This window comes from Streptomyces sp. NRRL F-525 (assembly GCF_000716605.1).
GTDB lineage: Bacteria > Actinomycetota > Actinomycetes > Streptomycetales > Streptomycetaceae > Streptomyces.
Genome location: NZ_JNXE01000007.1, coordinates 198,319 through 223,894 on the forward strand (window position 1 = coordinate 198,319; position 25,576 = coordinate 223,894).

The following is a 25,576-nucleotide window of genomic DNA, read 5'->3' on the forward strand; positions in this document are numbered from 1 at the left end:
GTCAGCTCATGTTCAGGTCGCCGCAGTGGCCGAGGATCTGTGCCTTCAGGCCGGAGAAGTCGAGCAGCTACCCGCGGTGCTGGTCGTCGTCCGGCAGGGTCGGCCGAGGGCCCTCGTCGGGTACGACGACGAGGCGTACGGCCATGCGCCGTGAGTCGGGAGGGTGGTCGCCGGGCTCCGTGAGGTACTTGCGTAGAAGCGCCTGATACTCCTCGGCGAACGAGGCGACCTGCTCCTTCGTCATCCGCAGTCCGGCGCGGTAGATCTGGTTCCAGCCTGCGGAGGCGTCGTACCCGGAGTATGCGCTCACGACCAGGTTCAGGTCATGGGCCATCTTCAGGGTGCCGATCTTTACTGCGGCCTCACGTTCGTCCGCCGTCAACTCCAGGCCCGGCGGCGTGAAGATGTCTGTCATGAGTGACTTCCACCAGCGTTCCCGGCCGGTGGACCGCTCTTCGATCTCGGCGATCAGGTTGAGGTCGGCGAGTTTACGGAGGTGGTAGCTGGTGGTGCCGGTGCTTTCGCCGAGGGCCTTGGCCACGCTGGTGGAGTTCGCTTCGCCGTGCTCTCCGAGATAGCTCAGGATGTCGCGGCGCACCGGGTTGGACAGTGCCTTGTAGAAGGCTTTGAGGTCCGGTCCGGTGAGCACTCTCTTCTCGGGCTTCTCGGGGCGCTCGACCATGTCGGCCAGCGTACTGCAGAGATCTTCTGCAGTAATCGCAGAGGTTGTTTGCAGAATATCTCTGCAATCGCTACGTTGGTTCAGGAGGGCGCCGGCGGGCGCTGGGACATTCGGGGGTTGAGATGCGAAACAACCAGGTCAAGAGGCTGTTGCCGAGCGCGGTGTTGGCCCTGGTGCCATGGGGCGTCCGGGGTGGCGTCCGTGGCTGAATCGCTGGATGCCCACATGCGGGACGAGATCGACGATCAGGTGGCTGAGGCGTTCGATGCCTACCTGACGGACAGGCTGGCCGAACCGGGGCCGCTGCGCGCGGCACTGGCATTGAGGCGCAGCGTCAGGTTGGTGCTGGGCACCGTTGGATTAGGTGCGCTTGCCACGGCGCTGGCGCCGGGCGACGGAAACGTCGTCTGCTGGATCTGGGGAGCGATCGCGACGATAGATCTGGCCTGGTTGCTGACCGCGCGCCGCCGCTGACGATCCGTGCACCAGTCCCTTGGCTGCCGGTCGATCCCGCTGGGGCCGGATCACCGACCGGTGCTGCAGGTTGGGCCGGAGAAACGTATGCACCCCGGGGTGCAGGGTGGCGCGGTGATCTTCATGTTCAGGGCGCTGCCGGCGAGGGTGGCTCGGCGCCTCGGGCCAGGGCGGTTGGCGTTTGGTCCGAGGCGCCGGGGGCGTCCGGCGTCAGCCCAGCTGCTCGTGCAGGAACGGCACCGTGCTTGCCCAGGCGCGGGTGGCGGAGTCGGCGTCGTAGACCGGGCGGCCGTCGTTGAAGAAGGCGTGGTTGGCCGGGTAGAGGCGCAGGTCCGGGGTGATGCCGGACTGGTCCTGGATGTGCTTGGCCAGGGCGTCGAGGCCGGACACCGGGATGCTCTCGTCCAACTCGCCGTAGTGGCCCTGGATCTGGGCCTTCAGGCCGGAGAAGTCGGGGAGTTCGCCCTGGATCACGCCGTAGAAGGGGACCGCCGCGCTGACACGGGGGTCGGCCGCGGCGAGGTAGAGGACGAAGCCGCCGCCCATGCAGAAGCCGACCGCGCCGACCCTCCCCGAGGTGACCTCGGGGAGGGAGAGGAGGTGGTCGACGGCGCCGGAGAGCAGTTCGACACCGCGGCCGACCGGGAGGGCCAGCATCATGCGCAGGGCCTCGTCGCTCTCGTGGGCCACGTTGCCGCCGTAGAGGTCGGGGGCGAGCGCGACGAAGCCCTCCTGGGCGAGGCGGTCGGCCACGTCGGCGATGTGGTCGGTCAGGCCCCACCACTCCTGGATGACGATCACGCCCGGTCCGCTCCCGGACGGCGGCAGCGCGAGATAGCCGTGGGCAGTGCCCCCGGCGCTGGGGAAGGTGACGTTCTGATGGGCCGGGGCTCCGGTCGACTTCGGCAGCTCGGAGGACATGGGGCTCAACTCCTGTACGGCGGTGATCGGTTGGACGGGCGTTGTCGGGGCGGGGCCCGACGTGATCTCCAGCCTGTCACGGCCGCGTTCGGGGGGCGCCCCGGCCCCTCACTTCGCTTGCCGGACGCGGACCGGCGCCGGGGTCGTCTCCTGCCCTATGCGGACCACCCGTCCGGCGGCCACCTTCTGCAGCAGCCCGTACGCCAGCACCGGCAGCAGGATGTGCGGGCGGTCGGGCAGGGTCGTCGTGATCAGTACCGCGCTCGCGCTGCTGTTGTTCATCCCGCAGGCCAGCGTCACCGAGGCACCGGCCCGGGCGTCCAGGCGCAGTACCCGCGCGGCCACCCGGCCCAGGGTGAAGGACAGGCCGCACACCGTCGCGGCGACACCGAGCGCGGCCAGCAGGAGCGCCGGGCGCGGGTGGCGCAGGAAGGGGCCGAGCACCCCGCTCGCGTTGACGTACGTCAGCAGCAGTGAACCCGGGAGCGCGGCGGGGACGGCCACGCCGATGAGTCTGTCCCGTGCGCGCCGGGGCAGCGCGAGTCGGCACAGGATGCCCGCCGCGCACGGCAGGACGACCGAGGTGAGGGCGAAGGCGTTCCCGGCCGAGTGGGCGGCGACGGCGAGTCTGCCCGCGTAGTCGCCCTGGAGCAGCGGGCACAGGACGGCCAGGGTGAGCGGGACGGTGAGCGGGCTGACGAGCGTGGAGGCGAGCACCAGGCCGACCGCCGTGGGCTGGTCGCCGTCCCCCTTCGCGGTCCACACCGTCGCCCCGGCGGCCACCGGCATGGCGACGACGAGGATCATCGCGGCGATCATGCCGCTGCCGCCGTCGTGGTCCGGCGACAGCCGCAGCGCGAGGGCCACCCCGGGGACGATCAGCATCGGCACCAGGATGTGCAGCGCGAGGCCCGCGAGCAGGGCGGCGGGGCGGCGTACCAGCAACCGCAGCTCACGCAGCGGGACCTGGAGGCCGGCGCCGAACAGGACCAGGGCGAGGAGTAACTGGGGTGTCCGCAGGGGCAGTTCGGCGATGCCCGTCGCGTGCGGGTGCCGGAGCCACAGGCCGGGTCCTGGCAGCACCGCCGCGGCGAGATACGTCACGGCGACGGCTCGGCCCAGGTGGCGGCGGAGCAGGGCGAGCAGGCGGCGTACGGAGGGAAACCCGGCGGGGATCCCGGATGACTGGGGACACATCGTGGCGCTCTTCCGTCGTAGGACCTGGGCGGAGACGGAGCGCCGGTATCGCGTGGAAGCTCGTCGACACGCGCGGGGGGATGAGTGGGTAAAGCCCTGCGGTCATCGTCGACGGTCCCTTCCATAATGGGCGGGCGGAAACGGACACACGGGCGCGGTGACGAGACGGCACCCGAGTGACTACAATTCTGTAGACGGTCTACTGAACTGTAGACGAAGACGGGGTGAGGATCGTTCCCATGGCCGACGAGAAGGACGAACGCCGACCGGCGGGTGAGCTGGAGGCCACCGTCATGGCCGCCCTCTGGGCCGCCGGCGACCCGCAGACCCCCGGAGAGGTGCAGCTGAGCCTCGACACGGGCCTGGCCCGCACCACGGTGACGACGATCCTGACCCGGCTGCACGACAAGGGCGTCGTGGACCGCCGTCGGCAGGGGCGCGGGTACGCGTACTTTCCGGTGCAGGACGCGCAGGGGCTCACCGCGCGGCGGATGCACACGGAACTCGACCGGGACGGGGACCGGGAGACGGTGCTGGCGCGGTTCGTCGCCCAGCTCAGTCCTGATGACGAGCGGGTGCTGCGGGACCTGCTGGAATCAGGGGAGGAGTGAAGTCCGGCGGCTCGGAAGGCGTCTCGGTCGGGGACGGTGGGCAACGGCCTTGAGTCTCCAGTTAGTGGAGACCGCAGAGTGGGGGACATGGACGCCACGACCCTCTACTCGATCGGGGAGCTCTCCCGGCGGACCGGCTTGTCCGTGCGGACCATCCGGTTCTACTCCGACTCGGGGGTGGTGGCGCCGACCACCCGAAGTCCCGCCGGTTATCGGCTCTACGACCTCGACGCACTGCTTCGTCTGGAACTCCTGCGCACACTGCGCGAGTTGGCCATGGACCTGGCCACGATCCAGCGGGTGCTCGACCGTGAGGTCTCGGTGGCGGAAGTCGCCGCCGCGCACGCCGACGCCATCGACGTTCAGATCAGGGTGCTGCGACTGCGTCGGAGCGTTCTGCGAGCCGTGGCCGGATACGGGTCCGATCCCGAGGAGATCAAGCTCGTGCACAGGCTCACGCGGTTGTCCGGCGAGGAACGCCGACGGTTGATCGACGATTTCGTGGAGGGCACCTTCGGCACAGCGGATGCCGCCCCGGCCGCGGCGGCCATGGTCCGCGCTGCCACCCCCGACCTCCCCGACGATCCGTCCAGCGAGCAGGTCACCGCCTGGGTGGAACTCGCCGAGCTCATCGGCGACGAGGACTTCCGGGCCCGGATGCGCCGGACTGCCTTACACCGGGCCACGGGACGCGCGCTCGCCATCGAGAGCGAGGCCGGCGAGGAACTGATGGAGTTCACCCGCCAGAAGGTGGCCGACGCCATGGAGTCGGGTGTCGACCCGCTCGGTGACAGGGGCGCTCCCGTCGTCGACGACCTCGTGCACCGCTTCGCCGAGGTGTTCGCGCGGACCCCTGACGCGGAATTCCGGGACTGGATGGCCCGGCGGTTCGAAGAAGCACACGATCCCCGGGTGGACCGGTACTGGCGGCTGGTGTGGATCGTCAACGGCTGGCAGCTGGTGCCGAACCTGATCCCGGTGTACCCCTGGCTCATCCGGGCCCTGCGACATGACCGTGCTGCCGCGTAGCCACCCAGTACGACTGCAACAGCGGCTGCGCGCCGCGTCCTTGCCGAGCGGCGCGTGGAGTTGCTGCGGCTGGCCGTGCTCTGTGGTTGGGCTGGCCGCCATGGGCCGACGGACCGGTGCTCACCTTCGTGATGCTTCGTAGGCCTCACGGATGGTCCCAGGGATACGACCACGATCATTTACGAGATAGCCGTTGGCGCGTGCCCAGAGGCGTATCGGCTCGTCCTCCGGGCGGGGATCGAGCTTACGGGGGCCTGCGGATTTGCCGGGGTCTCTCCAGTCTCCCGAGGAGGTCCCTTCCAGCTGGTCCGCCGTCTCCTGCAGGAATGCGAACAACGAGGCGTACACGTCCTCTTCGGCGCCGTGTGCTTCAGCCCACGTTCCGACGGTTCCGGTGAGCGTGTCCAGGAACGTTCCGTAGAGACCGTCGCGCTCCGCGGCGACAGGCACCCACTGACGACGCCAGAACGGATGGTCGGGGTCTTCGGACGGCTGCATCTCCTCCAGGCCCAGCTGGCTGAGGTAGACCCGTTGGATGTCTGTCAGTCCCAGAAGGAGATGGCCGCTGGGGATGACCGCCTCGCACCCCAGCGCGACCAGACACGATCGACCATCGGGTTGCCTGCCGGCATCGAGGTCGGTCGTCAGCAGCCACTGCCGCATCTCCCCCGGCAGCTCCAGGCCCATGCGCAGTTCGGCTTCGGCAATGGCTGTCGGGCTACCCGGGCCGCCGAGCGCGGCGAATGCCTCAGGGTCGTTCCGCTCGAGCCAGGCGGTGATCCGACCCCAGGCCGTTCGTACGTCTCCTGACTCGTGCATCGGAATATCGCTCACGTGTCATCTCCCCTCCGGCGGGATGCGCCTTCACGCGGAGCACGCCCACTCAGAACCGTAGACGGGACCACTGACAATGCGGACGCGGAAGGAGTTTCCGCGTCGCTCGGAACGTCTCGCGTGGCCCGACTCTCCAGGGATCAACAGGCTCATGCGCCCGCTTGTCGGCACCGAGGTCGGTAGGCCGTGGCCAGCACGGAGACGGTGACGTGGTCGGGCAAGGGGCCGGCACCGCTGAGGTCCGCACGGCTCAAGTGGCGTGCGCTCGGCGTCATCCCGACCAGGTCGAGGGCCTCCCGCCCGGTCAAGGGCGCGGTGTACTCGACCTGGTCGGTGACAGCGGCCTCGAAGTAGGGATCCAGCGCCCGGTGCAGGCGTTGTTCCTTGGCCGGGTCGATCGTGACCATCGCCGACACACGGCCACGCAGCTCGGCCAGGTGCCGCCTGGCGGGCCGGACCACGATCAATCGGCCGGTCGGGCGCAGTACTCGATGGAACTCGACCGGGTTGCGCGGGGCGAACACGTCCAGCACGACCTCGGCCACTCCGTCGGCCAGCGGGAAGGGACGGAAGACGTCCCAGGCCACCGCGGCGGCCCGTTCATGGGCACGCGCAGCCGAGCGCAACGCACGCACCGACGTGTCCAGCCCCAGACCGCGGGCCCCGGGTAGCTGATCGAGTACGCCGGCCAGGTAGTAGCCCGTGCCGCACCCGACGTCCACGACCGTGGCCTGCTCAGGCGTGGAGTCGGCCGCCAGCCGGGCAACTGCCTTACGGATGGGCGCGTACGTGTCGGTCGAGAGGAACCGTTCCCGGGCCTGGGCCATGGCCACGTCGTCGCCGCTGGTGGCACGGGCACCCGTCAACAGGCCGGCGTAGCCGTGGCGGGCGATGTCGAAGGTGTGGCCCGCCGGACAGCGCAGCGCGCTGCGGTCGCGGTGCAGGCTGCGCGTGCGGCACGTCGGGCAGCGCAGCAGGTCGAGGGAGAGATCGAGGGCAGGGGGAAACGACGTAGGCACGAGGCGCTCCTGGCAAGGGCGAAGGGAAGGGACCGTGCCTGTACGCGCGCTCGGAACGTCACTGCCTCGAGCAGGAACGGGCAGCGCCGGAAACGCGGTTCACGCAGCAGGCACACCAAGGAGGGCGACGCCGTCCGGCCTCGCCCTCAACGCCTTCCGGTTACAGGAAGCAGTGCGGGATGCTCGTGAATGCCACGCCGTGAGTCTATGAGCATCGGCGAGATTGCTCAGGCCGTCGATGTGGGGAGAGACGGCCGAGCCGACCGACCCCAGCCGACATCCGTCACGTTGCGCCGACCTCGTGCGTCCGTCCCACGGGTCTGCCGGGTTGACCAAGTCGATTCGGTATCCGTCGTGTTCCGTCGGCTCCGTGCGTCTGCCGCACGCGCTTGCGGGGCCGGGCACAAGCCCACTTGGTATCCGTCACGTTCCGCTGACCTCGTGCGTCCGCCCCACGGGTCTGCTCGGTTGACCAAGTCGATCCGGTATCCGTCGCGTTCCGTCGGCTCCGTGCGTCTGCCGCACGCGCTTGCGGGGCCGGGCACAAGCCCACCTGGTATCCGTCACGCCCCGCCGACCCCGTACGTCCACCCCACGCCCCTGCCGGACCGACCAGGCTCACCCGCGTATCCGCAACGCCCCGCCGCCCGCAGCCCCGCGCGTCCACCCAGTCCTCCGACCTCACCCCGCATCACAACAACACCCCGCTGACCTGCCCATTCGCCGAGTCGCCCGCGACTACCCGCCACTCCGGAAGCCCTGCCGCCCCACCCCCTCCGAATCCGACTGGCGCGAGCGAAGTTTTACGTATAACCTCACCCGTCAATCCCCCCGACCGGAACCCGCACGGAGACCCCCCGATGAGCCGTATCGCCCTGGTCACCCTCGTCGTCGACGACTACGACGAGGCGATCCGCTTCTACACCGAAGCCCTCGGCTTCCGTCTCGTCGAGGACGCGCACCGCCCCGACGGCTCCCGCTGGGTCGTCGTGGCGCCGACCAGTGCGGACGGGGCCGGTACCGGGCTGCTGCTCGCCCGTGCCAAGGGTGAGGATCAAGAGGCCCGGGTCGGCGACCAGACCGGCGGCCGCGTCGGGTTCTTTCTCCACACCGACGACTTCGCCCGCGATCACGCCCGTATGCTCGCCGAGGGCGTGACCTTCCTGGAGGAACCGCGGCACGAGCCGTACGGTTCCGTCGCCGTCTTCCAGGACCTGTACGGAAACCGCTGGGACCTCCTCCAGCCCGCCGCCTGAACTCCCGCACGGCCCCACCCCGCTCACCGAACGACGACCGAGGAACCACCGCACATGTCATCTACGCGCATAGACGCCGACACCCTCCGCCGGCTCCCCAAGGCAGTGCTGCACGACCACCTCGACGGCGGTCTGCGCCCCGCCACCGTGGTGGAGCTCGCGGAGTCGGTCGGGCACACGCTGCCCACCACCGACCCGGACGAGCTGGCCGCCTGGTACTTCGACGCCGCCAACTCCGGTGACCTGGTGCGCTACATCGCCACCTTCGAGCACACCCTCGCCGTGATGCAGAACCGCGAGGGACTGCTGCGCACCGCCGAGGAGTACGTCCTCGACCTCGCGGCCGACGGTGTCGTCTACGGGGAGGTGCGTTACGCCCCTGAGTTGAACACCAACGGTGAACTGACACTCGCCGAGGTCGTCGAGACCGTCCAGGAAGGGCTCGCCGCCGGTATGGCCAAGGCCGCCGCGGCCGGAACGCCGGTCCAGGTGCGGACGTTGCTGTGCGGGATGCGGATGTTCGACCGGGTCGCCGAGGCCGCCGACCTCGCGGTGGCCTTCCGGGACGCCGGTGTCGTCGGCTTCGACATCGCCGGTGCCGAGGACGGCTTCCCGCCCGCCGACCACCTCGCCGCCTTCGAGCACCTGCGCCGCGAGAGCGTGCCGTTCACGATCCACGCCGGTGAGGCGCACGGCCTGCCGAGCATCCACCAGGCCCTCCAGGTGTGCGGCGCCCAGCGCATCGGCCATGGCGTCCGCATCACCGAGGACATCGTCGACGGCAAGCTCGGCCGGCTCGCGGGCTGGGTGCGTGACCGTCGTATCGCCCTGGAGATGTGCCCGACCTCCAACCTCCAGACGGGCGCGGCCAGTTCGATCGCCGAACACCCCATCACCGCCCTGAAGGACCTCGGCTTCCGCGTCACCCTCAACACCGACAACCGACTGGTGTCCGGTACGACGATGACGCGCGAGATGTCGCTTCTGGTGGAGGAGGCGGGCTGGACGGTCGAGGACCTGCGCACGGTCACGGTGAACGCCCTGAAGAGCGCGTTCATCCCGTACGACGAGCGCAAGGCCCTCATCGAGGACGTCGTCCTGCCGGGTTACGCCTCCGCGCTCTGAAGCAACCCTCGTACGTACGCCGCCTGTCCGACGTGTTCGAGATCGTCGGACAGGACGCTGACCAGCCGCACGCCCAGCGTGACCGGCGGATCCCAGCGCTCGTCCACGATCCGCTCGTAGTCCTCGGGGGTCAGCCCGCGCAGATACGCGAGCGTCTGGTCGTGCACGGCGTCGTAGTACCCGGTCAGCTGCCCGGCCGACTCGACCCGCACTTTGCCGACCTTCGCCGAGGTGTGGCCGTAGCCCGTGTCCTCGGGTGGCAGGTCGAGGCCGAAGCGCTTCTCCCAGCCCTGGGTCAGCCACACCTGGTCGAGTCCCGCGGCGTCGGCGACATGGTCGTCCTGGACGCGGGTGAGGTGCCAGACCAGCCAGGCGATGGAGTTGGCGTCGGGGGCCACGCGCGCGTGCAGTTGGTCAGGGGTGAGACCGTCGACCGCGGCATGGACTTCTTCCTGGATGCGGCCGTACGCGTCAATGAGGATGTCGTTGGCATGCATACGACCACCATCGCGCATCGGCGTCCGTCATGCGGCCGGAGTCTCGGTTTCCAGGATCGTCATCAAGGCCCGGGCCGCCGGACTGGTGGCCTGTGGGGGCGGGAGCAGGGCCACCGTCTCGTAGACCTCCTCGCCCGTCCCCTTGAGGGGGAGCGCGGTGAGGGGCTCGCGCTTGTGGCGGAAGTGCTGGGGGACCACGGCGACACCGAGGTTCTCGTCGACGAGGTCGAGGAGGCTGTGCACGTCGTTGACCTCCAGCGCGACCGTCCGCCGTACGCCCGCCGCCGCGAAGACGGAGTCCGTGGTGCGGCGCGAGGCCCAGTCCGGATGGAAGTCGACGAAGACCTCGCCGCCGAGGTCCTCCGGAGTGACCGCCGCGCCGGTCTCCGCGAGCCGGTGGCTGGGATGGCACAGCACGGTCATCGGCTCGCTGGTGAGGGATACGGAGCGGAGCTGGTCGGTGTCAGCCTGGGTGCGGTACGCGAACGCCAGGTCGAGGCGGCCGGCCGCGACCTCCTCTGCCAGCGCGCCCGAACCCGCCTGCCGCAGCCGGATCTCCACGTCGGGATGGCGACGCCGGAATGCGGCGAGCAGGCCCGCCACATGCACCCCGGCGATGCACTGCTCGGTGCCCAGTGACAGCGTGCCGCGCAGGACACCCTGCACCGCGGCCACCGCCTCGTGCGCCGAGCGGACCTGCGCCAGAATGCGCTCCGCCTCGCCGAGCAGCGCCCGGCCGGCCTCCGTGAGCGTGACCCGGCGGGTGGTGCGGACGAACAGCGGGGTCTGCAACTCCCGTTCCAGGGCGCGGATCGAGGCCGACAGGCCCGACTGGGACACCATCAGCCGCTCGGCCGCGCGGGTGAAGTGGTGGTCCTCGGCGACGGCGATGAAATGCTGAAGATGACGCAGCTCCATGATTGAGAAGCGTAACCGCTGAATTCCATCGGATTCTTCTGTTGGACCACTGCCCGCAGGTCACGACAGAGTGGACGGTGGTTCCCTGGAACCGGTATCCCGTGTGCCAACCCCTCTGGAGTCGCGTTGTACACCGCACACCCCGACCGCTACGCGGACCTGCCCTACCGGCGCACCGGACGCAGCGGTCTGAAGCTGCCCGCGATCTCGCTGGGCCTGTGGCACAACTTCGGGCCCGACCGCCCGGTCGACACCCAGCGCGCCATCCTGCGCCGCGCCTTCGACCTCGGCGTCACCCACTTCGACCTGGCCAACAACTACGGCCCGCCCCCCGGCGCCGCCGAGTCCGCCCTCGGCGAGGCGCTGAAGGCGGACTTCGGGTCGTACCGCGACGAGCTGGTGATCTCCACCAAGGCCGGCTATCTGATGTGGCCCGGCCCCTACGGCGAGTGGGGTTCGCGCAAGTACGTGCTGTCCTCGCTGGACCAGAGCCTCAGCCGCATGGGCCTGGACTACGTCGACATCTTCTACTCGCACCGCCCCGACCCGGAGACTCCCCTGGAGGAGACGATGGGCGCCCTGCACTCGGCCGTCCAGCAGGGCAAGGCGCTCTACGTCGGCATCTCCAACTACTCGGCGGAGCAGACCCGGGAGGCCGCCCGCATCCTCGGCGAGCTGGGCACCCCGCTCCTCATCCACCAGCCGCGCTACTCGATGCTCGACCGGCGCCCCGAGGACGAGGGCCTGCTCGACGCCCTCGACGAGCTCCAGGTCGGGTCGATCGTCTTCTCCCCGCTGGAGCAGGGGCTGCTCAGCTCCCGCTACCTCGACGGCATCCCGGAGGGTTCCCGGGCGGCGAGCGACAGCCCGTTCCTGAACTCGGACGCCGTCACCGAGGACCTGGTCGGCCAGCTGCGCGCCCTGAACGACATCGCCAAGGGCCGCGGTCAGACCCTCGCCCAGCTCGCCCTCGCCTGGGTGCTGCGCGGCGGCCGGGTGACCTCCGCGCTGGTCGGCGCGAGCAGCCCGCAGCAGATCGAGGACAGCGTCGCGGCCACCCGCAACCTGGACTTCGACGCCGACGAGCTGGCCCGCATCGACGCGATCATCAAGCCGTAGGGCACCTCACGGCCGTCAGGCCGTGAGCCGCTCGCTGACCTCCCAGAGGCGGGCCGCCGACTCCGGGTCCACGGCGCGGGACAGCACCCCGGGGGTGGTGTCCCCGCCGGCCCAGGCGGCCTCGTCCTCGGGGGCGAGCAGCGGGCTGATGTCGACGTTCTCGCAGTAGACCCCGCCGAGACCGTCGAGCTGCGGGCTGGTCGCGCACCAGACGCTGGTGGCCGCGCCCTGCTGCACGGTCTTCATCTGGCGCTCGGGGTCACGGATGGGCTTGCCCTCGGCGTCGAGCGCGCCCGCGGCCTGGAGCGCCGCCGGGTCGAGGTGCTTGACCAGGCCGGTGTCGACGATCAGGCCCGGGTGCACCGCGAACGCCCGGATGCCCTCGGCCTGTCCGCGCCGGTCCACCTCCACGGCGAACAGCGCGTTGGCCGTCTTGGACTGGCCGTAGGCGAGGAACGGCTCGTACTTCCGGTGCTCGAACTGCAGGTCGTCGAAGTCGACGCCGGCGAAGCGGATGCCCCGCGACGACAGGACCACGACCCGCGCGCCGTTGGCCGCGACCAGCGCGGGCCACAGCTTGGTCGTGAGCTGGAAGTGCCCGAGGTGGTTGGCGGCGAACTGCGACTCGTAGCCGCGAGCGTCCCGTGCCAGTGGGGTCGCCATGATCCCGGCGTTGTTCACCAGGAGGTGCAGCGGGCGCCCGGAGGCCAGGAACTTCTCCGCGAAGGCGTCGATGGACGCGGGGTCCAGCAGGTCCATGTACTCGACCTCGGTTCCGGGGAGGACCGCGAGCGCCGTCTTGGCCCGCTCCACGTCCCTCGCGGGTACGACGATCCGGGCCCCGGCGCCGTGCAGCACGCGGGCCGTCTCCAGGCCGATGCCGGAGTAGCCGCCTGTGATGATCGCGACCTTGCCGGTCAGGTCGACGCCCTTGATCACCTCCTCGGCGGTGGTCGAGGCGCCGAAGCCGGAATTCAGGGGCTGCTGTGCGGTGGTCATGTCTGCTCTCTCCCTCATCAGCTTGAGCTGTTGAGACCACCGTAGGTCGACAGATCCGTACGATGAATACTTGAGAATCCGCATAACTTGCGTGATAGTTCGAACATGACCGTAGATCCCCTGTCCGACGCCCTCGCCGTCGCCGATGCCCGCAGCGTGTTCTCCGGCGGCTTCACGGCCGGCGGCGACTGGGCCATCGAGCTGCGCGGACGCGACCGGCTCAAGGTGAACGCCGTGGTGCAGGGCAGCTGCCTGCTGGTCCGGGACGGCGGTGAGCCTCTGAGCCTCGCCGAGGGTGATGTCGTGATCTCCGACGGCGGCCAGCCGTACACCCTGTGCAGTCGGCCCGGCGTCGCGCCGACCGACTCCGCGGACGTCGTCATGGACCCGGTGACCCGGATGGGCCGGCTCGGGCAGGGTGACGCGGTGGACGTGGCCTGCGTGTCCGGGCACATCGACCTGAGCCGCGACCGGGGGGATCTGTTGCGGCGGGCGCTGCCGGAGCTCGTGCACGTGCGCGCGGACTCGCCCGAAGCCGGTGTGCTGCGGTGGCTCATCGGGCAGTTGGCGGCGGAGATGCGCACGCGCCGGGCCGGGGTCGAGTTCGTCTCGGCGCAGCTCGCGCAGCTGATGTTCGTGCAGGTGCTGCGAGTCTGTCTGACCGACGCGGACGGGCTGCCGCCCGGTTGGCTGCGCGCCCTCGCCGACGAACGCCTCGCCCCCGCGCTGCGCCTGATGCACGGCGACCCGGCCCACCCCTGGCAGCTGGAGGAGCTGGCCCGGGCGGCCGCGATGTCCCGCACGACGTTCGCCGTACGGTTCAAGGAGGCGGCCGGTGTGCCGCCCCTGACCTACCTGCTCAACTGGCGCATGAACCTCGCCGCCCGGGCCTTGCGCCAGGACGCCGCCCCGGTCGGCGCGCTCGCCCGGTCCGTCGGCTACACCTCCGAGAGTGCCTTCAGCAACGCCTTCAAGCGAGCGGTCGGGGTGGCGCCCCGGCGATACCGCGAAGAGGCCCTGGCTAGGAGCTGAGCCGTTCTTCGAGGCGGACGGTGACTTGATCGCCCTCGCCTTTGTCGATGGCCTTTCGAAGATCGGCTTTCACGGGGAGTTTGTGCGTGCCGTCGCCGAGGGCCATGAACGAACTGCGGAAAGGGTGTCCGTCGATCGTGCCGCGGACCTTGACCAGACCGCGGGTGCCGAAGAAAGCGACGGACTCGGGCCAGACGAGATAGGTCCAGCCGTCGTCGTTCGGGCTTTTGATCAATTCGGCGGTGAATTCCTCGTTCAACGGGGTGCCGGTACTCATGATGTCCTCCGCTCGGGTGGCCTGCAGTACAAGAGACCACCCCGAGCGGGAAAACTCATCGCGGACGCCGGCCCTCAGGCCCCGGCGGGCACCCGGTCGAGGAAACCGAGCACGGAGCGGATGCGGCCGTCCCCGTCCAGCGTGATCACGTCGAACCCGGCGACGGGCGCCGAGCCGTCGGCCTCGCTCACCAACTCCCAAGCGAAGCGCACGGTTTCGTGGTGCCCGTCGACGGCGCCCAGCGGACGGAAGGCGAACCCGGGGAACTGCTCGTGCGCCCCGGAGATCAGCCCCGCGATCTCCGCGTGGCCGGTGACTGACGCCAGCGGGTCGGTGTACGTACCCTCGACGGACCAGGCGGCGGCGACCGCCTTCGCCAGCGCCTCCGGTTCGCCCGCGTTCCAGGCCTCGAAGTAGCGGGCGACGGCGCTCTCGTATCGGTCGGTGTTCACGGACATGGTGAATCAGCCTCCAGCGAGGTTGTTCGTACTGGTCAGGGACCGGATCCGCTGCCTGCCGACCCGGTGACTCCACCCTGCCGGGGCGCGCGGGAGGCGTCGATTACCCCTCGGGTAATGACGGCGGGAGAACCCCGCAAAACGGGCTACGAAGCTTTTCGGCCAACCAAGGCTGTGAATATGCCAAGAGAGTGGCTAAAAAGTCGTGGTGACAGTGTTTCAGGAGTGAACATACTCGTCTGCTAGGGCATGACTTCACGCGTGCCCGGGCATGACTTCACGAGGCAAATCCGCCATCGTGCGCACCACCTGAGCCACCCGAGCCGCCCATTAGAGCCGCATGGAAAGCGAGGCCCGACCGGCAATCGACACGCGACGGGGGAGTGATCGTGCACGACGAATTCCTGTGCCATGTCACCGCGTACGGTACCTGCGGCGGACAGCGCGTCGGGGTGCCCTTGGGAACCTACCGCGCTCCCACCCTGGCGCTCGCCCTGTGGTGGTTACGGGACCGCGCGGTGTGGATGGCCGACCGCCTCGACCCGCAACCGGAGAACCCGCGCTTCCCCCGGGGTGCCCTGGTACCGGTGTCGGACACGGCCCCCGACGTGCCCCGCGCGTTACGCACCTGGTCCCGTGACGTGGGTCAACAGGAGCAGGTGGCCTACGAGTTGGCGGCCGGACGGCTCGTGCAGATCGCCATCAGCGACGAGACCACCGAGTACGAACTGCTCGCCGAATCGGTCGACGCCCTCCGGATGCAGCGGACCGTTCCGGCACTGGTCGTCCCCGTCGCCTGACACGTGTCGACCACCGCACGCCCCTGACCGCTGGCCGGGCGCACAGGTGAACGAATCGGTAGAATTCGGGTCATGTCAGAGCGGCCGAACGCGCCGACCGCACCCGAACTCCTCCTGGAGACGGAATCGGGCTCCACGGTCATGACCCCGGGCCGCGACTACCACGTCGGCCGCGACCCCCTCAGCGACATCGTCATCGACGACGCCCGCGTCTCCTGGCACCACGCGGTCCTGCGGCCCGACGCCGACCACTGGACGCTGGAGGACGAGCACAGCACGAACGGCACCTACGCCGACGGCCGCCGCGTCCAGGAGTGGGGCGTCGGACCCGGCAGCGTGATCCGCTTCGGCAACCCGGCCGACGGCCCGTGCGTCACCCTGGCCGACCGCCCCGCCCCGGCCCCGGAACGCCCTTCGGCCGTGTCCATGCCCGCCTTCACCGGCACTTTCCGGCAGCCGACCACCGTACGACCGCTGCCCAGCCGCACCGTCCGCATCGGCCGGGCCGACGACAACGACCTCGTCGTGGACGACCTGATCGTCTCCCGCCGCCACGCGGAGCTGCGCGCCATGCCGGACGGGACGTACGAGATCGTCGACCTCGGCAGCCACAACGGCACCTATCTCAACGGCCAGCCCGTCGCCCGCGCCCCGGTCGGGCCGGGTGACATCGTCGGTATCGGACACTCCGCGTTCTGTCTCGTCGGCGACCAGCTCCAGGAGTACGTCGACACGGGCGAGGTCTCCCTCGACGTACAGGACCTCACCGTCGCTGTCGACCACGGCCGCAAGGTTCTTCTCGACCAGGTGTCGTTCCCGGTTGGCGAGAAATGTCTGCTCGCCGTCGTCGGGCCCAGCGGCGCCGGCAAGTCCACCTTGCTGAACGCGCTCACCGGCCAGCGCCCCGCCGACCGCGGCACTGTGCTCTACGACGGCCGCGACCTCTACCGCGACTACGCCGAACTGCGCCAGCGCATCGGCCTCGTCCCGCAGGACGACATCCTGCACGCCCAACTGACCGTGCACAGCGCCCTGTCGTACGCGGCCGAACTCCGTTTCCCCCAGGACACCGCCAAGGCCGAACGGCAAGCCAGGGTCGAGGAGGTCATACGGGAACTCGGCCTCGAACAGCGGGCGACGCAGCCCGTGCACAGCCTCTCCGGCGGCCAGCGCAAGCGCGTCAGCGTGGCCCTGGAGCTGCTGACCAAACCCTCGCTGCTCTTCCTCGACGAGCCGACCTCCGGACTCGACCCGGGCATGGACCGCTCGGTGATGCACATGCTGCGCGGCCTCGCCGACGACGGCCGCACCGTCATCGTCGTCACCCACAGCGTCCTCAGCCTCGACGTGTGCGACCGGCTCCTGGTGCTCGCGCCCGGCGGCAAGGTCGCCTACTACGGGCCGCCCGACGACGCCCTCGCCTTCTTCGGCTTCGAGCACTGGCCGGAGGCGTTCGAGGCCTTCGAGCGGGATCAAGAGCGGGACTGGGCAGGGGAGTTCAGGGAATCCCCCTTCCAGCGCCAGTACATCGCCAACTCGACCGCGCAGCCCCACCAGTTGGGCTCGGGTGCGGTCGCCACGGCCCCGCCGCCGCCCCGGCCGCGCAGCCGTAGCGCTCAACTCGGCACCCTGGTGCGCCGGTACACCGCGGCCCTCGCCGCCGACCGGACCTTCCTCGTCATCATGATCGCGCTGCCGTTCGTCATGGGCGCGATGGCCCGCGCGCTGGCCGGGAGCGAGCTGACCCGGGAGACGGCGATGAACGCGCTGCTCATCCTGTGCGTGGGCGGCGTGCTCACCGGCGCGGCCAACGCCGTGCGCGAACTCGTCAAGGAACGCGCGATCTACCGGCGCGAGAGAGCCGTCGGCCTGTCCAGATCGGCGTATCTGCTCTCCAAGGTCGTCGTCCTGGGTGCGATCACCGTGGCGCAGGCCGTCGTGCTCACCCTCGTCGGGTTGTTCGGCGTCGACCTCAACGCGCCGGGCGGCAAAGGGGTGTTGATGCCACCCCTGATCGAAATCACCGTGGCCGTCGCCCTGTTGTCCTTCACCGCGATGATGCTCGGGCTGCTGGTCTCCGCGATGGTGCGCAAGGAGGAGGTGACGATGCCGCTGCTGGTGCTGCTCGCCATCGTCCAAGTGGTGTTCTGCGGTGCCCTGTTGAAGCTGCACGGCGTACCCGGCCTGGAACAGCTGTCCTGGCTCGTTCCCTCCCGGTGGGCGCTCGGCGGGATGGCCGGCACCATCGGGCTGGCCCGGATCGTGCCGGGCGAGCTGACCGGCGATCCGATGTTCCGGCACTCGGCCGGGGTGTGGCTGCTCAACATGGGCATGCTGGTCGTGCTGTCGCTGCTCTTCGGCTTCCTGGTGTCCCGGCTCCTGCGGCGCCACGAACCCGCCGTGATGCGGAAGTAGGGGCCGCCACGATGACGATCCCGCCCCCCGGCTTCCGGCCCACGCACGTCGTCCCCGAGCACGGGATGCCCGCCTGGGAGGCCCCGGACCCCGCGCGCCCCACCGTGCCGCTCGACGCGCTGCTCCCGGTGCAGTTGCTGGAACGGCGCGGTGACTGGGCTCACGCCCTGTGCTCCAACGGCTGGTCGGCCTGGGTCGACGGCCGCCATCTGATCTCCGTCTCCCAGGACCCACCGGCGGCGGGCGGCCCACTGACCCGCACCGCCGACCCGCGCCCGCTGCTCGCCCGCGCGGAGCAAGCCCTCGCCCGCTACCGCAGCGCGGTGGAGGACCTCGCGGGCGGCGGCCTGGACGGCGCCACCTTCCAGGCCCGCACCAAGGGTCTGCGGATCGGCGTGGTCGTCGACGGCGAGTCCGTCTGGCTCTACGACTCCGACCACGAGCGCTGGGTGTACGGCGACGGCACCCGCCTCAGCACCTACGCCTCCGACGACGGTCCCCGCGCCGAACCGGCCGACCCCGGGCACGCCCCCACTCAGGTCGTGAGCCCCGATGGCCCGTGACGCGAGCCTCTTCTCCGGCCGCCCCTCCGAACTGATCGGGCAGCAGATCGCCGGCTACCGCATCGAGGACGAGATCGGGCGCGGCGGCATGGCGGTTGTGTACCGCGCCCACGACCTGCGCCTCGACCGCACGGTCGCTCTGAAGCTGCTCGCCCCCGAACTCGCCCGTAACGACACCTTCCGCAAACGCTTCACTCACGAGTCCCGGGTCGCCGCGGCGATCGACCATCCGCACATCGTGCCCGTCTTCGAGGCGGGGGAGACGGACGGGGTGCTGTACATCGCGATGCGGTACGTCGCCGGCAGTGACCTGCGTCATCTCCTGGACCGGGAGGGGCCGTTGGCGCTTCCGACGGCCGTGCGTATCGCCACGCAGGTCGCGTCCGCGCTGGATGCCGCCCACGAACACGGGCTGGTCCACCGGGATGTGAAACCCGGGAACATCCTGGTTGCCCGTGGGACTGACAGTGATCATCCCGAGCACGTGTACCTCACCGACTTCGGTCTGACGAAGAAGTCGTTGTCGCTCACCGGGTTCACGACTGTCGGGCAGTTCGTGGGCACGCTCGACTATGTGGCTCCTGAGCAGATTTCGGGGCGGCCGGTTGATGGGCGGTGTGATGTGTATGGGCTGGCGTGTGTCGTCTACGAGACGTTGGCCGGGCGGCCGCCGTTTCAACGGGACGATGACATGGCCTTGTTGTGGGCGCACCAGTACGACATGCCTCCGGCGGTCAGGGAGGCTCGGGGGGATCTGCCTGGGCATGTCGACGGGGTCTTCGCGAGGGCGTTGGCGAAGAGTCCTGATGATCGGTACGAGTCTTGTTTGGCGTTTGTCACGGAGTTGCGCGGGGGTGAGGTCGGGCATGCTCCGACTGAGGTGGACCTGCGGGTGGCCCGGGGGAGGGACGAACGGCCTCCTGCGCCGCCGCGGTGGGCCGAACCTGTGTTCAGGCGGCGTGACTGAGGTGTTTTGGCTGCGGGTGCGTTGTGGCTGGTCGCGCAGTTCCCCGCGCCCCTAAAGGGGGGCTGCGGTACCCGGCGTCAGTCCGTTCAGGGGGATGCGTCGTGCCGTGATTCTGCGCCGTGTGATTCGCCAACCTGACTCGACCCGCACCACTGTGTCCTCGTACGTGACCGATCCGCACGAGCCGTCCGTTCTGATGCCCAACCCCTTCGACCGTGCGCGTACTTGTCCGTCCGGCAGCTCCTCGATCACCACGTTCGTCACGTGATGTGCGACGGGGTTCCCTGCGCCCAACGCAAGGGCCGCGTCCGTGAGTTGGGCGAGGTCCGTGAGTGTGCCCTGGCCGAAGTCCGTGAGGTCGTACTCGATGTCCGGGGTGAACACCTCGGACAAGCGGTCGAGTTCGCCCTCGTCGGCCAGGTGGCCGTGCAGGGCGATCAACTCCGCTATGGCCAGGCGGTCTTCGAGAGGCAATGCCATGTCTGCCCTTCCCTTGGGTGGGCGCACACTCTCATGGCTGGTGCTGGGGTTGCTTGGGAATTTCGACCTCGCCTCGTCGGTGGACCGGCTTGGCCAACAACGCGCCCAGGAATCCCGCCGCCAGCCCCCACACCGCCGCCAGACCCACCGCCGACCACACCTCCGGCTTCAGGAACAGGTCTCCGGACAGGCCGCCGCCCGCGTCGCCGATGCCGAGGAGGGAGAGGCCGTAGTGGGCGGAGATCCGGCCGATCAGGCAGATCATGAGGATCGCGAGGGCGAAGGCGATGGCCAGGTGGAGGGCGTGTTGCCAGGCGCGTACGTGGGCCGGGGAGCGGGCGGCCATCAGGAAGGCGGCGGCGAGGAGCAGGACCGCGTTCACGGCCAGGAGCCACCACACGCCGTTGTCGTGGGCGGCGAGCGAGCGCAGGTTCAGGGTGGAGACGTCCGGGGTGCGCAGGACCTCGTTCAGGAGGCGGGGGACGGGGAGGCCGAAGGGGCCGTCGACGCGGCCGTTCCAGGTGGCGCCCAGGCCGATGGTCAGGGCCAGCCAGACCAGGTTCGGCATGCCCAGGAGGATGAGCGCGAAGGCCTGGGCGGCTTCGCCGCGGGTCGCCGCTACGACCAGGGCCAGGACGACGCCGAGTGCCACGTAGGTGAGGAGCAGGGCCACCACCGCGAACGCCGCCGGGCGTACCGACGCGTGGAAGCGGAGGAGGCGGGCGGGGAGGGGTGCGCCCGGTGACACCAGGAGGGCCAGGATCAGGACTCCCGCCAGCCATAGGAGCCCGTACAGCACCGTCTGTGCCAAGTCCGCCTCGAAGCCGACCTCGGGCGATGCGCCGAGCAGGTCGCCGATGTCACCCAGGGTTCCGGTGCCCAGGGAGATCGAGAATTTCTGGCGCGCTCCCAGGGCCAGTCCGATCAGGGCGAGCAGCCACAGGACGGCGACGCGGGCGGCCCAGCCGGCCAGTTCCGCCGCCGAGGCGACCGCGCGGTGCCGCAGGGGTCGTAGGAAACCTGCTGCGGTCGTCAGGGCGCCGGTCAGGGTCACCGAGAGGGGGATGACCGTCAGGCCTGCTTTGGTGTCGGCCAGGGAGCCCGCGTTGCCGGTGAGTTTCAGGGTGCCGCCCACCGCCGTCACCACCGTGGCCGTGACGACCCGGGGGAACGCGCCGTCCGGGAGGTCCGTCGCGCCCGCCGCCCACAGGCCGAGCGCGGACACCAGGGCCATGCTGAGCACGCCTGCCAGCACTGTGCCGAGCGCCTGGAGCCAGCCGTGGCGGGCTACTGCCTGGTCAGAGGGGGTTCGGGGGGTCACACGGTCACGCTAAGCAGCGGCGGGGGAGCGCGCCCGCCGGGAGGGCCGTCCGCGTCGGCTTGCGGGTGGACCATGACCCGAGCACACAATGGGTTCGTTGTGGATAAAGCGGCACAAGTCGGGACGAGTGCCGCTGTCGACCGCGTCGGGAAGAAGAGCTCGTGAGCGTCGAACCTCCGTCTTCAGGCCGCCCCACCGGACCGCCCTCCGGCCCGCTGTCGGGACCCTCCCAGCCGCCTTCGGGTCCGCCCTCGCAGCCCTCGGGCGGCGGCGGTGCCGGGGCGCCGGAGCCGCACCGGCCCTGGTGGAAGTCGGTGCCGCGCGTCGCGATCCTCACGGCCGTCGTGGTGGCCGCCGTGGTTCTGGGCCTCGTCTTCACCCGGTCCGACGGCGGCGGTTCGAGCAGGACGGCCAGCAAGGGTGAGGTCTTCCTGCAGGCCGCTGCCAAGACCGGTCCCGATCCGTTCACCGAGTCCAGCGCCACCGAGAACTCCGCCCCGCCCGTCTCCGCCTCACCCACCGCCTCGGAACCGGTGAACGCGGTGCGCGGTGTCGACGGCGGTGCCCCCGGTCTCTACGGCGGCACCCAGAACGTCTCCAGCTGTGACGTGGAGAAGCAGATCAAGGCCCTCCATGCGGCCCCGGCGAAGAACACGGCGTTCGCGTCCGTCGTCGGCGTCCAGCCCGCCGGAGTCCCCGCCTACCTGCGCTCACTCACCCCCGTACAACTGCGCATGGACACCCGCGTCACCAACCACGGCTACCGCGACGGCGCCGCCACCAGCTACCAGGCCGTCCTCCAGGCCGGCACCGCCGTCCTCGTCGACAACCACGGCGTGCCCCGCGTCCGCTGCGCCTGCGGCAACCCGCTGTCGCCGCCCGTCGCCCAGCAGACCACCCCGAAGCGCACCGGCGACACCTGGTCCTCGTACCGGCCGCAGAACGTCGTCGTGGTCACCCCCGCACCGCAGATCATCAACATCTTCGTGATCTACGACCCGGAGAACGGCCACTGGTTCGGCCGCCACCACGGCGACACGGGCAAGCACGACCACAAGACCCCGGCGCCGGTGAACCCGGCCAGCCCCTCGGTCACCGTGTCCCCGCCGACCTCGCCGTCCTCCAACTCCCCGTCGGCGTGCGCCTCCACGGCCCCCGGTACGCCGGGAACGCCCGGGACGTCCACCAGCCCGTGCCCGCCGACGTCGAGCGCACCGTCCTCGCCGTCCTCCTCGTCGCCGAGTTCGGAGTCCCCGTCGAGCCCGGGGTCCTCGTCCTCCGAACCGCCGCCGACAGCGTCGTCGGACGCCTCTTCCGCCTCCTCGGCCTCGTCCTCCCCACCCGAATCGCTGGCTTCCGACACGACCACGACCTCGTCGTCGAGCTTCAGCGCGCCGGTTTCGGCGGGGTCGATTTCACCGTCACTCTGATCGGGGGGACTGCCGGGCGTGGTGCTGGGTACGAGCACTGGTACGACAGCGACCGGCAGTGCCGCCTTCCGAGAGAGACACGCATGATCGACCACCGGGACGGGGTAGTGATACCGACTCGTTTCGACGTGCCCGTGGAACCGCTGAGGCGGGCGGCGCACTACACCGGCGAACCGGGCTGCATCTCAGCGGCCCGGCACTTCACCCACCAGTTCCTGGAACAGCTCAGAACCGAGTGGTGCGCCACGATCGACGACCAGTCCGACGGCGAACTGCTGCTGGTGGTGAGCGAGTTGGTCACCAACGCGGATCGCCACAGCAACGGGCCGTACATCCTGGAGCTGGAGGGCACGGACACCTCGGTGACGGTGTCCGTCTGCGACAGCAGCGTCGCTCTGCCCCGGCTCTTCGCCCGGGACCCCGAGCGCATCGGCCGGCACGGCCTGGAGATAGTCCATGCCCTGGCCGCGCAGGTGAGCGTCGAACGGGTACCGGTCGGGAAGCGGGTGCGTGCCGTGGTTTACCTGAGCGGGGAAGACCGCTAGGAGGTCCGCCCGCTCCGGGTGGCAGTGATCAGCTCGTGCAGGTACCGCTTGGTGACCCGGCCGCCGTACCGCGTCTCCAGCAGCTCCCGCAGACAGGCCAGCAGGCCCCGGCGCGCGGGCTCGTCCAGCGCGAGATGGTTCGAGTACGTGAGCACGACGTCGAGGTACTCGTCGGTCGTGTACGTGATCTCCTGCGCGCCCCGCCACACCGTGACGTCCTCGAAGTGCGCGGAGCCCTCGAACTCCCCTGTGTCCATTGCCGTTTCGTCCTCGGTGGGACTCCGGAATCCGGGCGGAGTGTCCGGGTCCCAGCGTTCGTAGCAGCGCTGCGACCGGTCGAAGAAGTCCTGCGTGCCGCCCGCGACGTGATGCGTGGTGACGACCGCCAGGTGCCCGCCGGGGCGGAGCGCGGACGCCGTCTTCGCGAGGAACCTCTCAGGATCGAACCAGTGGTACGCCGTCGCGATCACCACCACGTCGAACGGCTCGTCCGGCACCTCCCACAGCTCGAAGTCCGCGACCTGTACGTCGACCCGCGGGAACGCGCTCAGATTGCGCCGGGCCAGCGACGCGAGCGACGGCCCCAGTTCCACGGCAGTCAGTCGCCCGCCGAACTCGGCCAGCGGGACGGTGAGTTGACCGGTGCCGGGGGCGATCTCCAGGATCCGGCTGTCCGGGCCGAGGCTCGCAGTACGGGCCAGTTCGTCGACCAGAGGGCGCGGATACCGGGGGCGGACCCGGTCGTAGCGCTCCGCCGCTCCGTCGAATGTGTCGCGCAGCACCGTTCCGGCACCCTTTCGTATCGGCGATTCCCCCCAGGGCAGAATGCTGATCCCTTGCCCTCACGTCCACGGCTTTTAGTCTGAGGGGGTGAGCAACCAAGCGCCGAACCAAGCCCGCGTGATTCCGCTGCGCCCGCACGAGCCGGCCCCTCACCTGCCGGAGCCGCAGGTTCCCGCGCCCAAGGAACCCCTGTGGCGCGACCTGGTCGGTGACGTCCTACGACGCGAACGCCTCGCGCAGGAACGCACGTTGAAGGACGTGGCCGACGCCGCCCGGATCTCCATGCCGTATCTCTCGGAGGTGGAGCGGGGCCGCAAGGAGGCCTCCTCGGAGGTCATCGCGGCCGCCGCCCACGCCCTCGGACTCGACCTCGGCGACCTGCTGTCGCTGGCCGGGGACGAACTCGGCCGGTACCGCAACAGGCGCCAGGGCAGGGTCACTTCGCCGTACAACGGGCAGCTCAGTCTGGTCGCCGCCTGACGGTGCCGCTCAGGACGGGCCGAGGCGTCGGCTGACCACCTGGTCGGCCAGGCCGTACGCCACGGCCTCCTGTGCGGTGAACACCTTGTCGCGGTCCATGTCGGCGCGCAGCGTGGGGATGTCGTGGTGGGTGTGCCGGGACAGCACCTCCTCCACCTGGGAGCGGATCCGCACCATCTCCTTCGCCTGGAGGGCGAGATCGGAGACCATGCCACGCTGCCCGCCGCTCGCCGGCTGGCCGAGCAGCACGCGCGCGTGCTCCAGGACGAACCGCCGTCCGGGGTCCCCGCCGGCCAGCAGCACGGCCGCCGTCGACGCGGCCTGGCCGACGCAGAACGTCGAGATCGGGGCCTGGACGTACGTCATCGTGTCGTAGATCGCCATCAGTGAAGTGAACGATCCGCCGGGCGAGTTGATGTAGATCGCGATCTCGCTCTCCGGTGACGACGACTCCAGATGGAGGAGTTGCGCGATGACGACGTTGGCGACGCCGTCGTCGATGTCGGTGCCGAGGAAGATGATCCGCTCGGACAGCAGCCGGCTGAACACGTCGTAGGAACGCTCGCCGTTCGGGGTGCGCTCGACGACGTTCGGAATCGTGTACGTCCCCATGTCAGAGCCCCATCCGTCGCTTCGAGGCGGCCGGGCGCACGTCGTCCAGCGAGGCGACGACCCGGTCGACCATGCCGTACTCCTTGGCCTGTTCGGCCGTGAACCAGCGGTCGCGGTCGCCGTCGCGGGAGATGGTCTCCTCGCTCTGGCCCGTGTGCTGGGCGGTCAGCCGCTCGATGGTCTTCTTCGTGAAGTCCAGGTTCTCCGCCTGGATCTCGATGTCGGCTGTGGTGCCGCCGATGCCCGCCGACGGCTGGTGCATCATGACCCGCGCGTGGGGGAGGGCATAGCGCTTGCCGTGGGTGCCGACGCTGAGCAGGAACTGGCCCATGCTCGCCGCGAAGCCCATCGTCAGAGTCGCGACGTCGTTCGGGATCAGCTGCATCGTGTCGTAGATCGCGAGGCCGGCTGTCACGGAGCCGCCGGGGCTGTTGATGTACAGGCTGATGTCCGTGCGCGGGTCCTCCGCGGACAGGAGCAGCAACTGGGCGCAGATCCGGTTCGCGGAGACCTCGTCGACCTGGGTGCCGAGGAACACGATGCGCTGGCCGAGGAGTTGGGCGGCGAGGTGGTCGTCGAAGTGGGTGGACGGGGTGTCGAGTTCCTCGGCGCGTGGCATGAGGGCCGGTGCGAAACCGGTCGTGAGTGGAGACATGGGCACTCCTTGTCGAGGGTGTCGAAGGTGTGTCGTGACCTGTCTCCACTGTCGGCCGACAACGCCCCGGCCTGGGG

General features: G+C 70.0%; 29 protein-coding genes. 14 read left to right on the forward strand and 15 right to left on the reverse strand.

Annotation, left to right across the window (positions count from 1 at the left end):
- Nucleotides 1-67: 67 nt before the first annotated feature.
- Complete coding sequence (locus OO69_RS13205) at nt 68-682, reverse strand: ArsR/SmtB family transcription factor (RefSeq protein ID WP_033280740.1); 615 nt, start codon at nt 680-682, stop codon at nt 68-70.
- 201 nt (nt 683-883) lie between these two features.
- Between OO69_RS13205 and OO69_RS13210 the strand changes: the two genes are divergently transcribed.
- A complete protein-coding gene (locus OO69_RS13210) occupies nt 884-1,156 on the forward strand; it encodes a hypothetical protein (protein WP_078652420.1) in 273 nt (90 codons plus the stop codon).
- Nucleotides 1,157-1,366: 210 nt separating this feature from the next.
- On the opposite strand, the gene OO69_RS13215 is transcribed toward OO69_RS13210, so the two are convergent.
- Both OO69_RS13215 and OO69_RS13220 read right to left on the reverse strand, forming a co-directional pair.
- Nucleotides 1,367-2,077, reverse strand: a complete 711-nt coding sequence (locus tag OO69_RS13215) for a dienelactone hydrolase family protein (protein WP_033280742.1) — start codon at nt 2,075-2,077, stop codon at nt 1,367-1,369.
- Between the two features lie 108 nt (nt 2,078-2,185).
- A complete protein-coding gene (locus tag OO69_RS13220; RefSeq protein WP_033280743.1) occupies nt 2,186-3,274 on the reverse strand; it encodes a sodium-dependent transporter in 1,089 nt (362 codons plus the stop codon).
- A gap of 239 nt (nt 3,275-3,513) precedes the next feature.
- Here OO69_RS13220 and OO69_RS13225 point away from each other — a divergent pair, with 239 nt between their 5' ends.
- Nucleotides 3,514-3,885: a BlaI/MecI/CopY family transcriptional regulator gene (locus OO69_RS13225; protein ID WP_033280744.1), complete on the forward strand. Its 372-nt coding sequence runs from the start codon at nt 3,514-3,516 to the stop codon at nt 3,883-3,885.
- Between the two features lie 87 nt (nt 3,886-3,972).
- Nucleotides 3,973-4,914, forward strand: coding sequence for a MerR family transcriptional regulator (locus tag OO69_RS13230; protein WP_033280745.1), 942 nt, complete (start codon nt 3,973-3,975; stop codon nt 4,912-4,914).
- Between the two features lie 120 nt (nt 4,915-5,034).
- Here the strand turns inward: OO69_RS13230 and OO69_RS52955 are convergent, their stop codons facing one another.
- Together OO69_RS52955 and OO69_RS13240 are read right to left on the reverse strand one after the other, a co-directional pair.
- Entirely contained in the window at nt 5,035-5,748 is a 714-nt protein-coding gene (locus OO69_RS52955) for an SMI1/KNR4 family protein (RefSeq protein WP_033280746.1), read from the reverse strand.
- A gap of 149 nt (nt 5,749-5,897) precedes the next feature.
- On the reverse strand, nt 5,898-6,767 hold the full coding sequence (locus OO69_RS13240) for a putative RNA methyltransferase (RefSeq protein WP_033280747.1): 870 nt from the start codon (nt 6,765-6,767) through the stop codon (nt 5,898-5,900).
- 860 nt (nt 6,768-7,627) lie between these two features.
- On the opposite strand from OO69_RS13240, the gene OO69_RS13245 reads away from it, so the two are divergent.
- Together OO69_RS13245 and OO69_RS13250 are read left to right on the forward strand one after the other, a co-directional pair.
- Complete coding sequence (locus OO69_RS13245; RefSeq protein ID WP_033280748.1) at nt 7,628-8,023, forward strand: VOC family protein; 396 nt, start codon at nt 7,628-7,630, stop codon at nt 8,021-8,023.
- 54 nt (nt 8,024-8,077) lie between these two features.
- Nucleotides 8,078-9,148, forward strand: coding sequence for an adenosine deaminase (locus OO69_RS13250; protein WP_033280749.1), 1,071 nt, complete (start codon nt 8,078-8,080; stop codon nt 9,146-9,148).
- Here the strand turns inward: OO69_RS13250 and OO69_RS13255 are convergent.
- Both OO69_RS13255 and OO69_RS13260 read right to left on the reverse strand, forming a co-directional pair.
- The gene (locus OO69_RS13255) at nt 9,130-9,645 is read right to left on the reverse strand and encodes a mycothiol transferase (RefSeq protein WP_033280750.1); all 516 of its coding nucleotides are present in this window, start codon (nt 9,643-9,645) and stop codon (nt 9,130-9,132) included. The genes OO69_RS13250 and OO69_RS13255 overlap by 19 nt on opposite strands.
- Before the next feature lie 27 nt (nt 9,646-9,672).
- Nucleotides 9,673-10,563, reverse strand: coding sequence for a LysR substrate-binding domain-containing protein (locus tag OO69_RS13260; protein ID WP_033280751.1), 891 nt, complete (start codon nt 10,561-10,563; stop codon nt 9,673-9,675).
- A gap of 126 nt (nt 10,564-10,689) precedes the next feature.
- Between OO69_RS13260 and mgrA the strand changes: the two genes are divergently transcribed.
- Nucleotides 10,690-11,682, forward strand: a complete 993-nt coding sequence (mgrA, locus tag OO69_RS13265; protein ID WP_033280752.1) for an L-glyceraldehyde 3-phosphate reductase — start codon at nt 10,690-10,692, stop codon at nt 11,680-11,682.
- A 15-nt stretch (nt 11,683-11,697) separates the two neighbouring features.
- On the opposite strand, the gene OO69_RS13270 is transcribed toward mgrA, so the two are convergent.
- Entirely contained in the window at nt 11,698-12,681 is a 984-nt protein-coding gene (locus tag OO69_RS13270; RefSeq protein WP_033280753.1) for an oxidoreductase, read from the reverse strand.
- Nucleotides 12,682-12,786: 105 nt separating this feature from the next.
- Between OO69_RS13270 and OO69_RS13275 the strand changes: the two genes are divergently transcribed.
- Nucleotides 12,787-13,713 carry an AraC family transcriptional regulator gene (locus OO69_RS13275; protein WP_051800970.1) on the forward strand — a complete coding sequence of 309 codons (927 nt, stop codon included), beginning with the start codon at nt 12,787-12,789 and terminating at the stop codon, nt 13,711-13,713.
- On the opposite strand, the gene OO69_RS13280 is transcribed toward OO69_RS13275, so the two are convergent.
- Together OO69_RS13280 and OO69_RS13285 are read right to left on the reverse strand one after the other, a co-directional pair.
- On the reverse strand, nt 13,703-13,990 hold the full coding sequence (locus tag OO69_RS13280) for a DUF1905 domain-containing protein (protein ID WP_033280755.1): 288 nt from the start codon (nt 13,988-13,990) through the stop codon (nt 13,703-13,705). The genes OO69_RS13275 and OO69_RS13280 overlap by 11 nt on opposite strands.
- A 74-nt stretch (nt 13,991-14,064) precedes the next feature.
- Nucleotides 14,065-14,448: a nuclear transport factor 2 family protein gene (locus OO69_RS13285; protein WP_033280756.1), complete on the reverse strand. Its 384-nt coding sequence runs from the start codon at nt 14,446-14,448 to the stop codon at nt 14,065-14,067.
- A gap of 389 nt (nt 14,449-14,837) precedes the next feature.
- On the opposite strand from OO69_RS13285, the gene OO69_RS13290 reads away from it, so the two are divergent.
- The 4 genes from OO69_RS13290 to OO69_RS13305 all read left to right on the forward strand — a co-directional run bounded on the left by OO69_RS13290 (nt 14,838) and on the right by OO69_RS13305 (nt 19,193).
- A complete protein-coding gene (locus tag OO69_RS13290; RefSeq protein ID WP_033280890.1) occupies nt 14,838-15,248 on the forward strand; it encodes a hypothetical protein in 411 nt (136 codons plus the stop codon).
- Between the two features lie 72 nt (nt 15,249-15,320).
- On the forward strand, nt 15,321-17,663 hold the full coding sequence (locus tag OO69_RS13295; RefSeq protein WP_033280757.1) for an FHA domain-containing protein: 2,343 nt from the start codon (nt 15,321-15,323) through the stop codon (nt 17,661-17,663).
- Between the two features lie 17 nt (nt 17,664-17,680).
- The gene (locus OO69_RS13300; RefSeq protein ID WP_106971026.1) at nt 17,681-18,226 is read left to right on the forward strand and encodes a hypothetical protein; all 546 of its coding nucleotides are present in this window, start codon (nt 17,681-17,683) and stop codon (nt 18,224-18,226) included.
- On the forward strand, nt 18,216-19,193 hold the full coding sequence (locus OO69_RS13305) for a serine/threonine-protein kinase (protein WP_033280759.1): 978 nt from the start codon (nt 18,216-18,218) through the stop codon (nt 19,191-19,193). Before OO69_RS13300 ends, OO69_RS13305 begins: the two co-directional genes overlap by 11 nt.
- Before the next feature lie 51 nt (nt 19,194-19,244).
- Here the strand turns inward: OO69_RS13305 and OO69_RS13310 are convergent, their stop codons facing one another.
- Entirely contained in the window at nt 19,245-19,673 is a 429-nt protein-coding gene (locus OO69_RS13310; RefSeq protein ID WP_033280760.1) for a nuclear transport factor 2 family protein, read from the reverse strand.
- Nucleotides 19,674-19,704: 31 nt separating this feature from the next.
- Nucleotides 19,705-20,994, reverse strand: coding sequence for a streptophobe family protein (locus OO69_RS13315; RefSeq protein ID WP_033280761.1), 1,290 nt, complete (start codon nt 20,992-20,994; stop codon nt 19,705-19,707).
- A 161-nt stretch (nt 20,995-21,155) separates the two neighbouring features.
- Here OO69_RS13315 and OO69_RS13320 point away from each other — a divergent pair, with 161 nt between their 5' ends.
- Nucleotides 21,156-22,424 carry a DUF6777 domain-containing protein gene (locus OO69_RS13320; RefSeq protein WP_234444426.1) on the forward strand — a complete coding sequence of 423 codons (1,269 nt, stop codon included), beginning with the start codon at nt 21,156-21,158 and terminating at the stop codon, nt 22,422-22,424.
- An 83-nt stretch (nt 22,425-22,507) separates the two neighbouring features.
- Nucleotides 22,508-22,969, forward strand: coding sequence for an ATP-binding protein (locus OO69_RS13325; protein ID WP_033280762.1), 462 nt, complete (start codon nt 22,508-22,510; stop codon nt 22,967-22,969).
- Here the strand turns inward: OO69_RS13325 and OO69_RS13330 are convergent.
- Nucleotides 22,966-23,751: a class I SAM-dependent methyltransferase gene (locus tag OO69_RS13330; RefSeq protein ID WP_033280763.1), complete on the reverse strand. Its 786-nt coding sequence runs from the start codon at nt 23,749-23,751 to the stop codon at nt 22,966-22,968. The genes OO69_RS13325 and OO69_RS13330 overlap by 4 nt on opposite strands.
- 88 nt (nt 23,752-23,839) lie before the next feature.
- Between OO69_RS13330 and OO69_RS13335 the strand changes: the two genes are divergently transcribed.
- Nucleotides 23,840-24,232 (forward strand): helix-turn-helix domain-containing protein, encoded by a 393-nt coding sequence (locus OO69_RS13335; protein ID WP_078652412.1) that lies wholly within the window; start codon nt 23,840-23,842, stop codon nt 24,230-24,232.
- 9 nt (nt 24,233-24,241) lie between these two features.
- Here OO69_RS13335 and OO69_RS13340 read toward each other — a convergent pair whose 3' ends face one another.
- Both OO69_RS13340 and OO69_RS13345 read right to left on the reverse strand, forming a co-directional pair.
- Nucleotides 24,242-24,844, reverse strand: coding sequence for a ClpP family protease (locus tag OO69_RS13340; RefSeq protein ID WP_033280765.1), 603 nt, complete (start codon nt 24,842-24,844; stop codon nt 24,242-24,244).
- A gap of 1 nt (nt 24,845) precedes the next feature.
- Nucleotides 24,846-25,499 (reverse strand): ClpP family protease, encoded by a 654-nt coding sequence (locus OO69_RS13345; RefSeq protein WP_033280766.1) that lies wholly within the window; start codon nt 25,497-25,499, stop codon nt 24,846-24,848.
- Nucleotides 25,500-25,576 lie beyond the last annotated feature (77 nt).

Excerpts from the sequence above, each read along its gene's own strand:
- OO69_RS13205 (WP_033280740.1), bottom strand. The coding sequence starts at position 682 with ATGGTCGAGCGCCCCGAGAAGCCCGAGAAGAGAGTGCTCACCGGACCG.
- OO69_RS13215 (WP_033280742.1), bottom strand. The coding sequence starts at position 2,077 with ATGTCCTCCGAGCTGCCGAAGTCGACCGGAGCCCCGGCCCATCAGAAC.
- OO69_RS13220 (WP_033280743.1), bottom strand. The coding sequence starts at position 3,274 with ATGTGTCCCCAGTCATCCGGGATCCCCGCCGGGTTTCCCTCCGTACGC.
- OO69_RS13225 (WP_033280744.1), top strand. The coding sequence starts at position 3,514 with ATGGCCGACGAGAAGGACGAACGCCGACCGGCGGGTGAGCTGGAGGCC.
- OO69_RS13230 (WP_033280745.1), top strand. The coding sequence starts at position 3,973 with ATGGACGCCACGACCCTCTACTCGATCGGGGAGCTCTCCCGGCGGACC.
- OO69_RS13245 (WP_033280748.1), top strand. The coding sequence starts at position 7,628 with ATGAGCCGTATCGCCCTGGTCACCCTCGTCGTCGACGACTACGACGAG.
- OO69_RS13250 (WP_033280749.1), top strand. The coding sequence starts at position 8,078 with ATGTCATCTACGCGCATAGACGCCGACACCCTCCGCCGGCTCCCCAAG.
- OO69_RS13255 (WP_033280750.1), bottom strand. The coding sequence starts at position 9,645 with ATGCATGCCAACGACATCCTCATTGACGCGTACGGCCGCATCCAGGAA.
- OO69_RS13260 (WP_033280751.1), bottom strand. The coding sequence starts at position 10,563 with ATGGAGCTGCGTCATCTTCAGCATTTCATCGCCGTCGCCGAGGACCAC.
- OO69_RS13270 (WP_033280753.1), bottom strand. The coding sequence starts at position 12,681 with ATGACCACCGCACAGCAGCCCCTGAATTCCGGCTTCGGCGCCTCGACC.
- OO69_RS13275 (WP_051800970.1), top strand. The coding sequence starts at position 12,787 with ATGACCGTAGATCCCCTGTCCGACGCCCTCGCCGTCGCCGATGCCCGC.
- OO69_RS13280 (WP_033280755.1), bottom strand. The coding sequence starts at position 13,990 with ATGAGTACCGGCACCCCGTTGAACGAGGAATTCACCGCCGAATTGATC.
- OO69_RS13285 (WP_033280756.1), bottom strand. The coding sequence starts at position 14,448 with ATGTCCGTGAACACCGACCGATACGAGAGCGCCGTCGCCCGCTACTTC.
- OO69_RS13295 (WP_033280757.1), top strand. The coding sequence starts at position 15,321 with ATGTCAGAGCGGCCGAACGCGCCGACCGCACCCGAACTCCTCCTGGAG.
- OO69_RS13305 (WP_033280759.1), top strand. The coding sequence starts at position 18,216 with ATGGCCCGTGACGCGAGCCTCTTCTCCGGCCGCCCCTCCGAACTGATC.
- OO69_RS13310 (WP_033280760.1), bottom strand. The coding sequence starts at position 19,673 with ATGGCATTGCCTCTCGAAGACCGCCTGGCCATAGCGGAGTTGATCGCC.
- OO69_RS13325 (WP_033280762.1), top strand. The coding sequence starts at position 22,508 with ATGATCGACCACCGGGACGGGGTAGTGATACCGACTCGTTTCGACGTG.
- OO69_RS13340 (WP_033280765.1), bottom strand. The coding sequence starts at position 24,844 with ATGGGGACGTACACGATTCCGAACGTCGTCGAGCGCACCCCGAACGGC.
- OO69_RS13345 (WP_033280766.1), bottom strand. The coding sequence starts at position 25,499 with ATGTCTCCACTCACGACCGGTTTCGCACCGGCCCTCATGCCACGCGCC.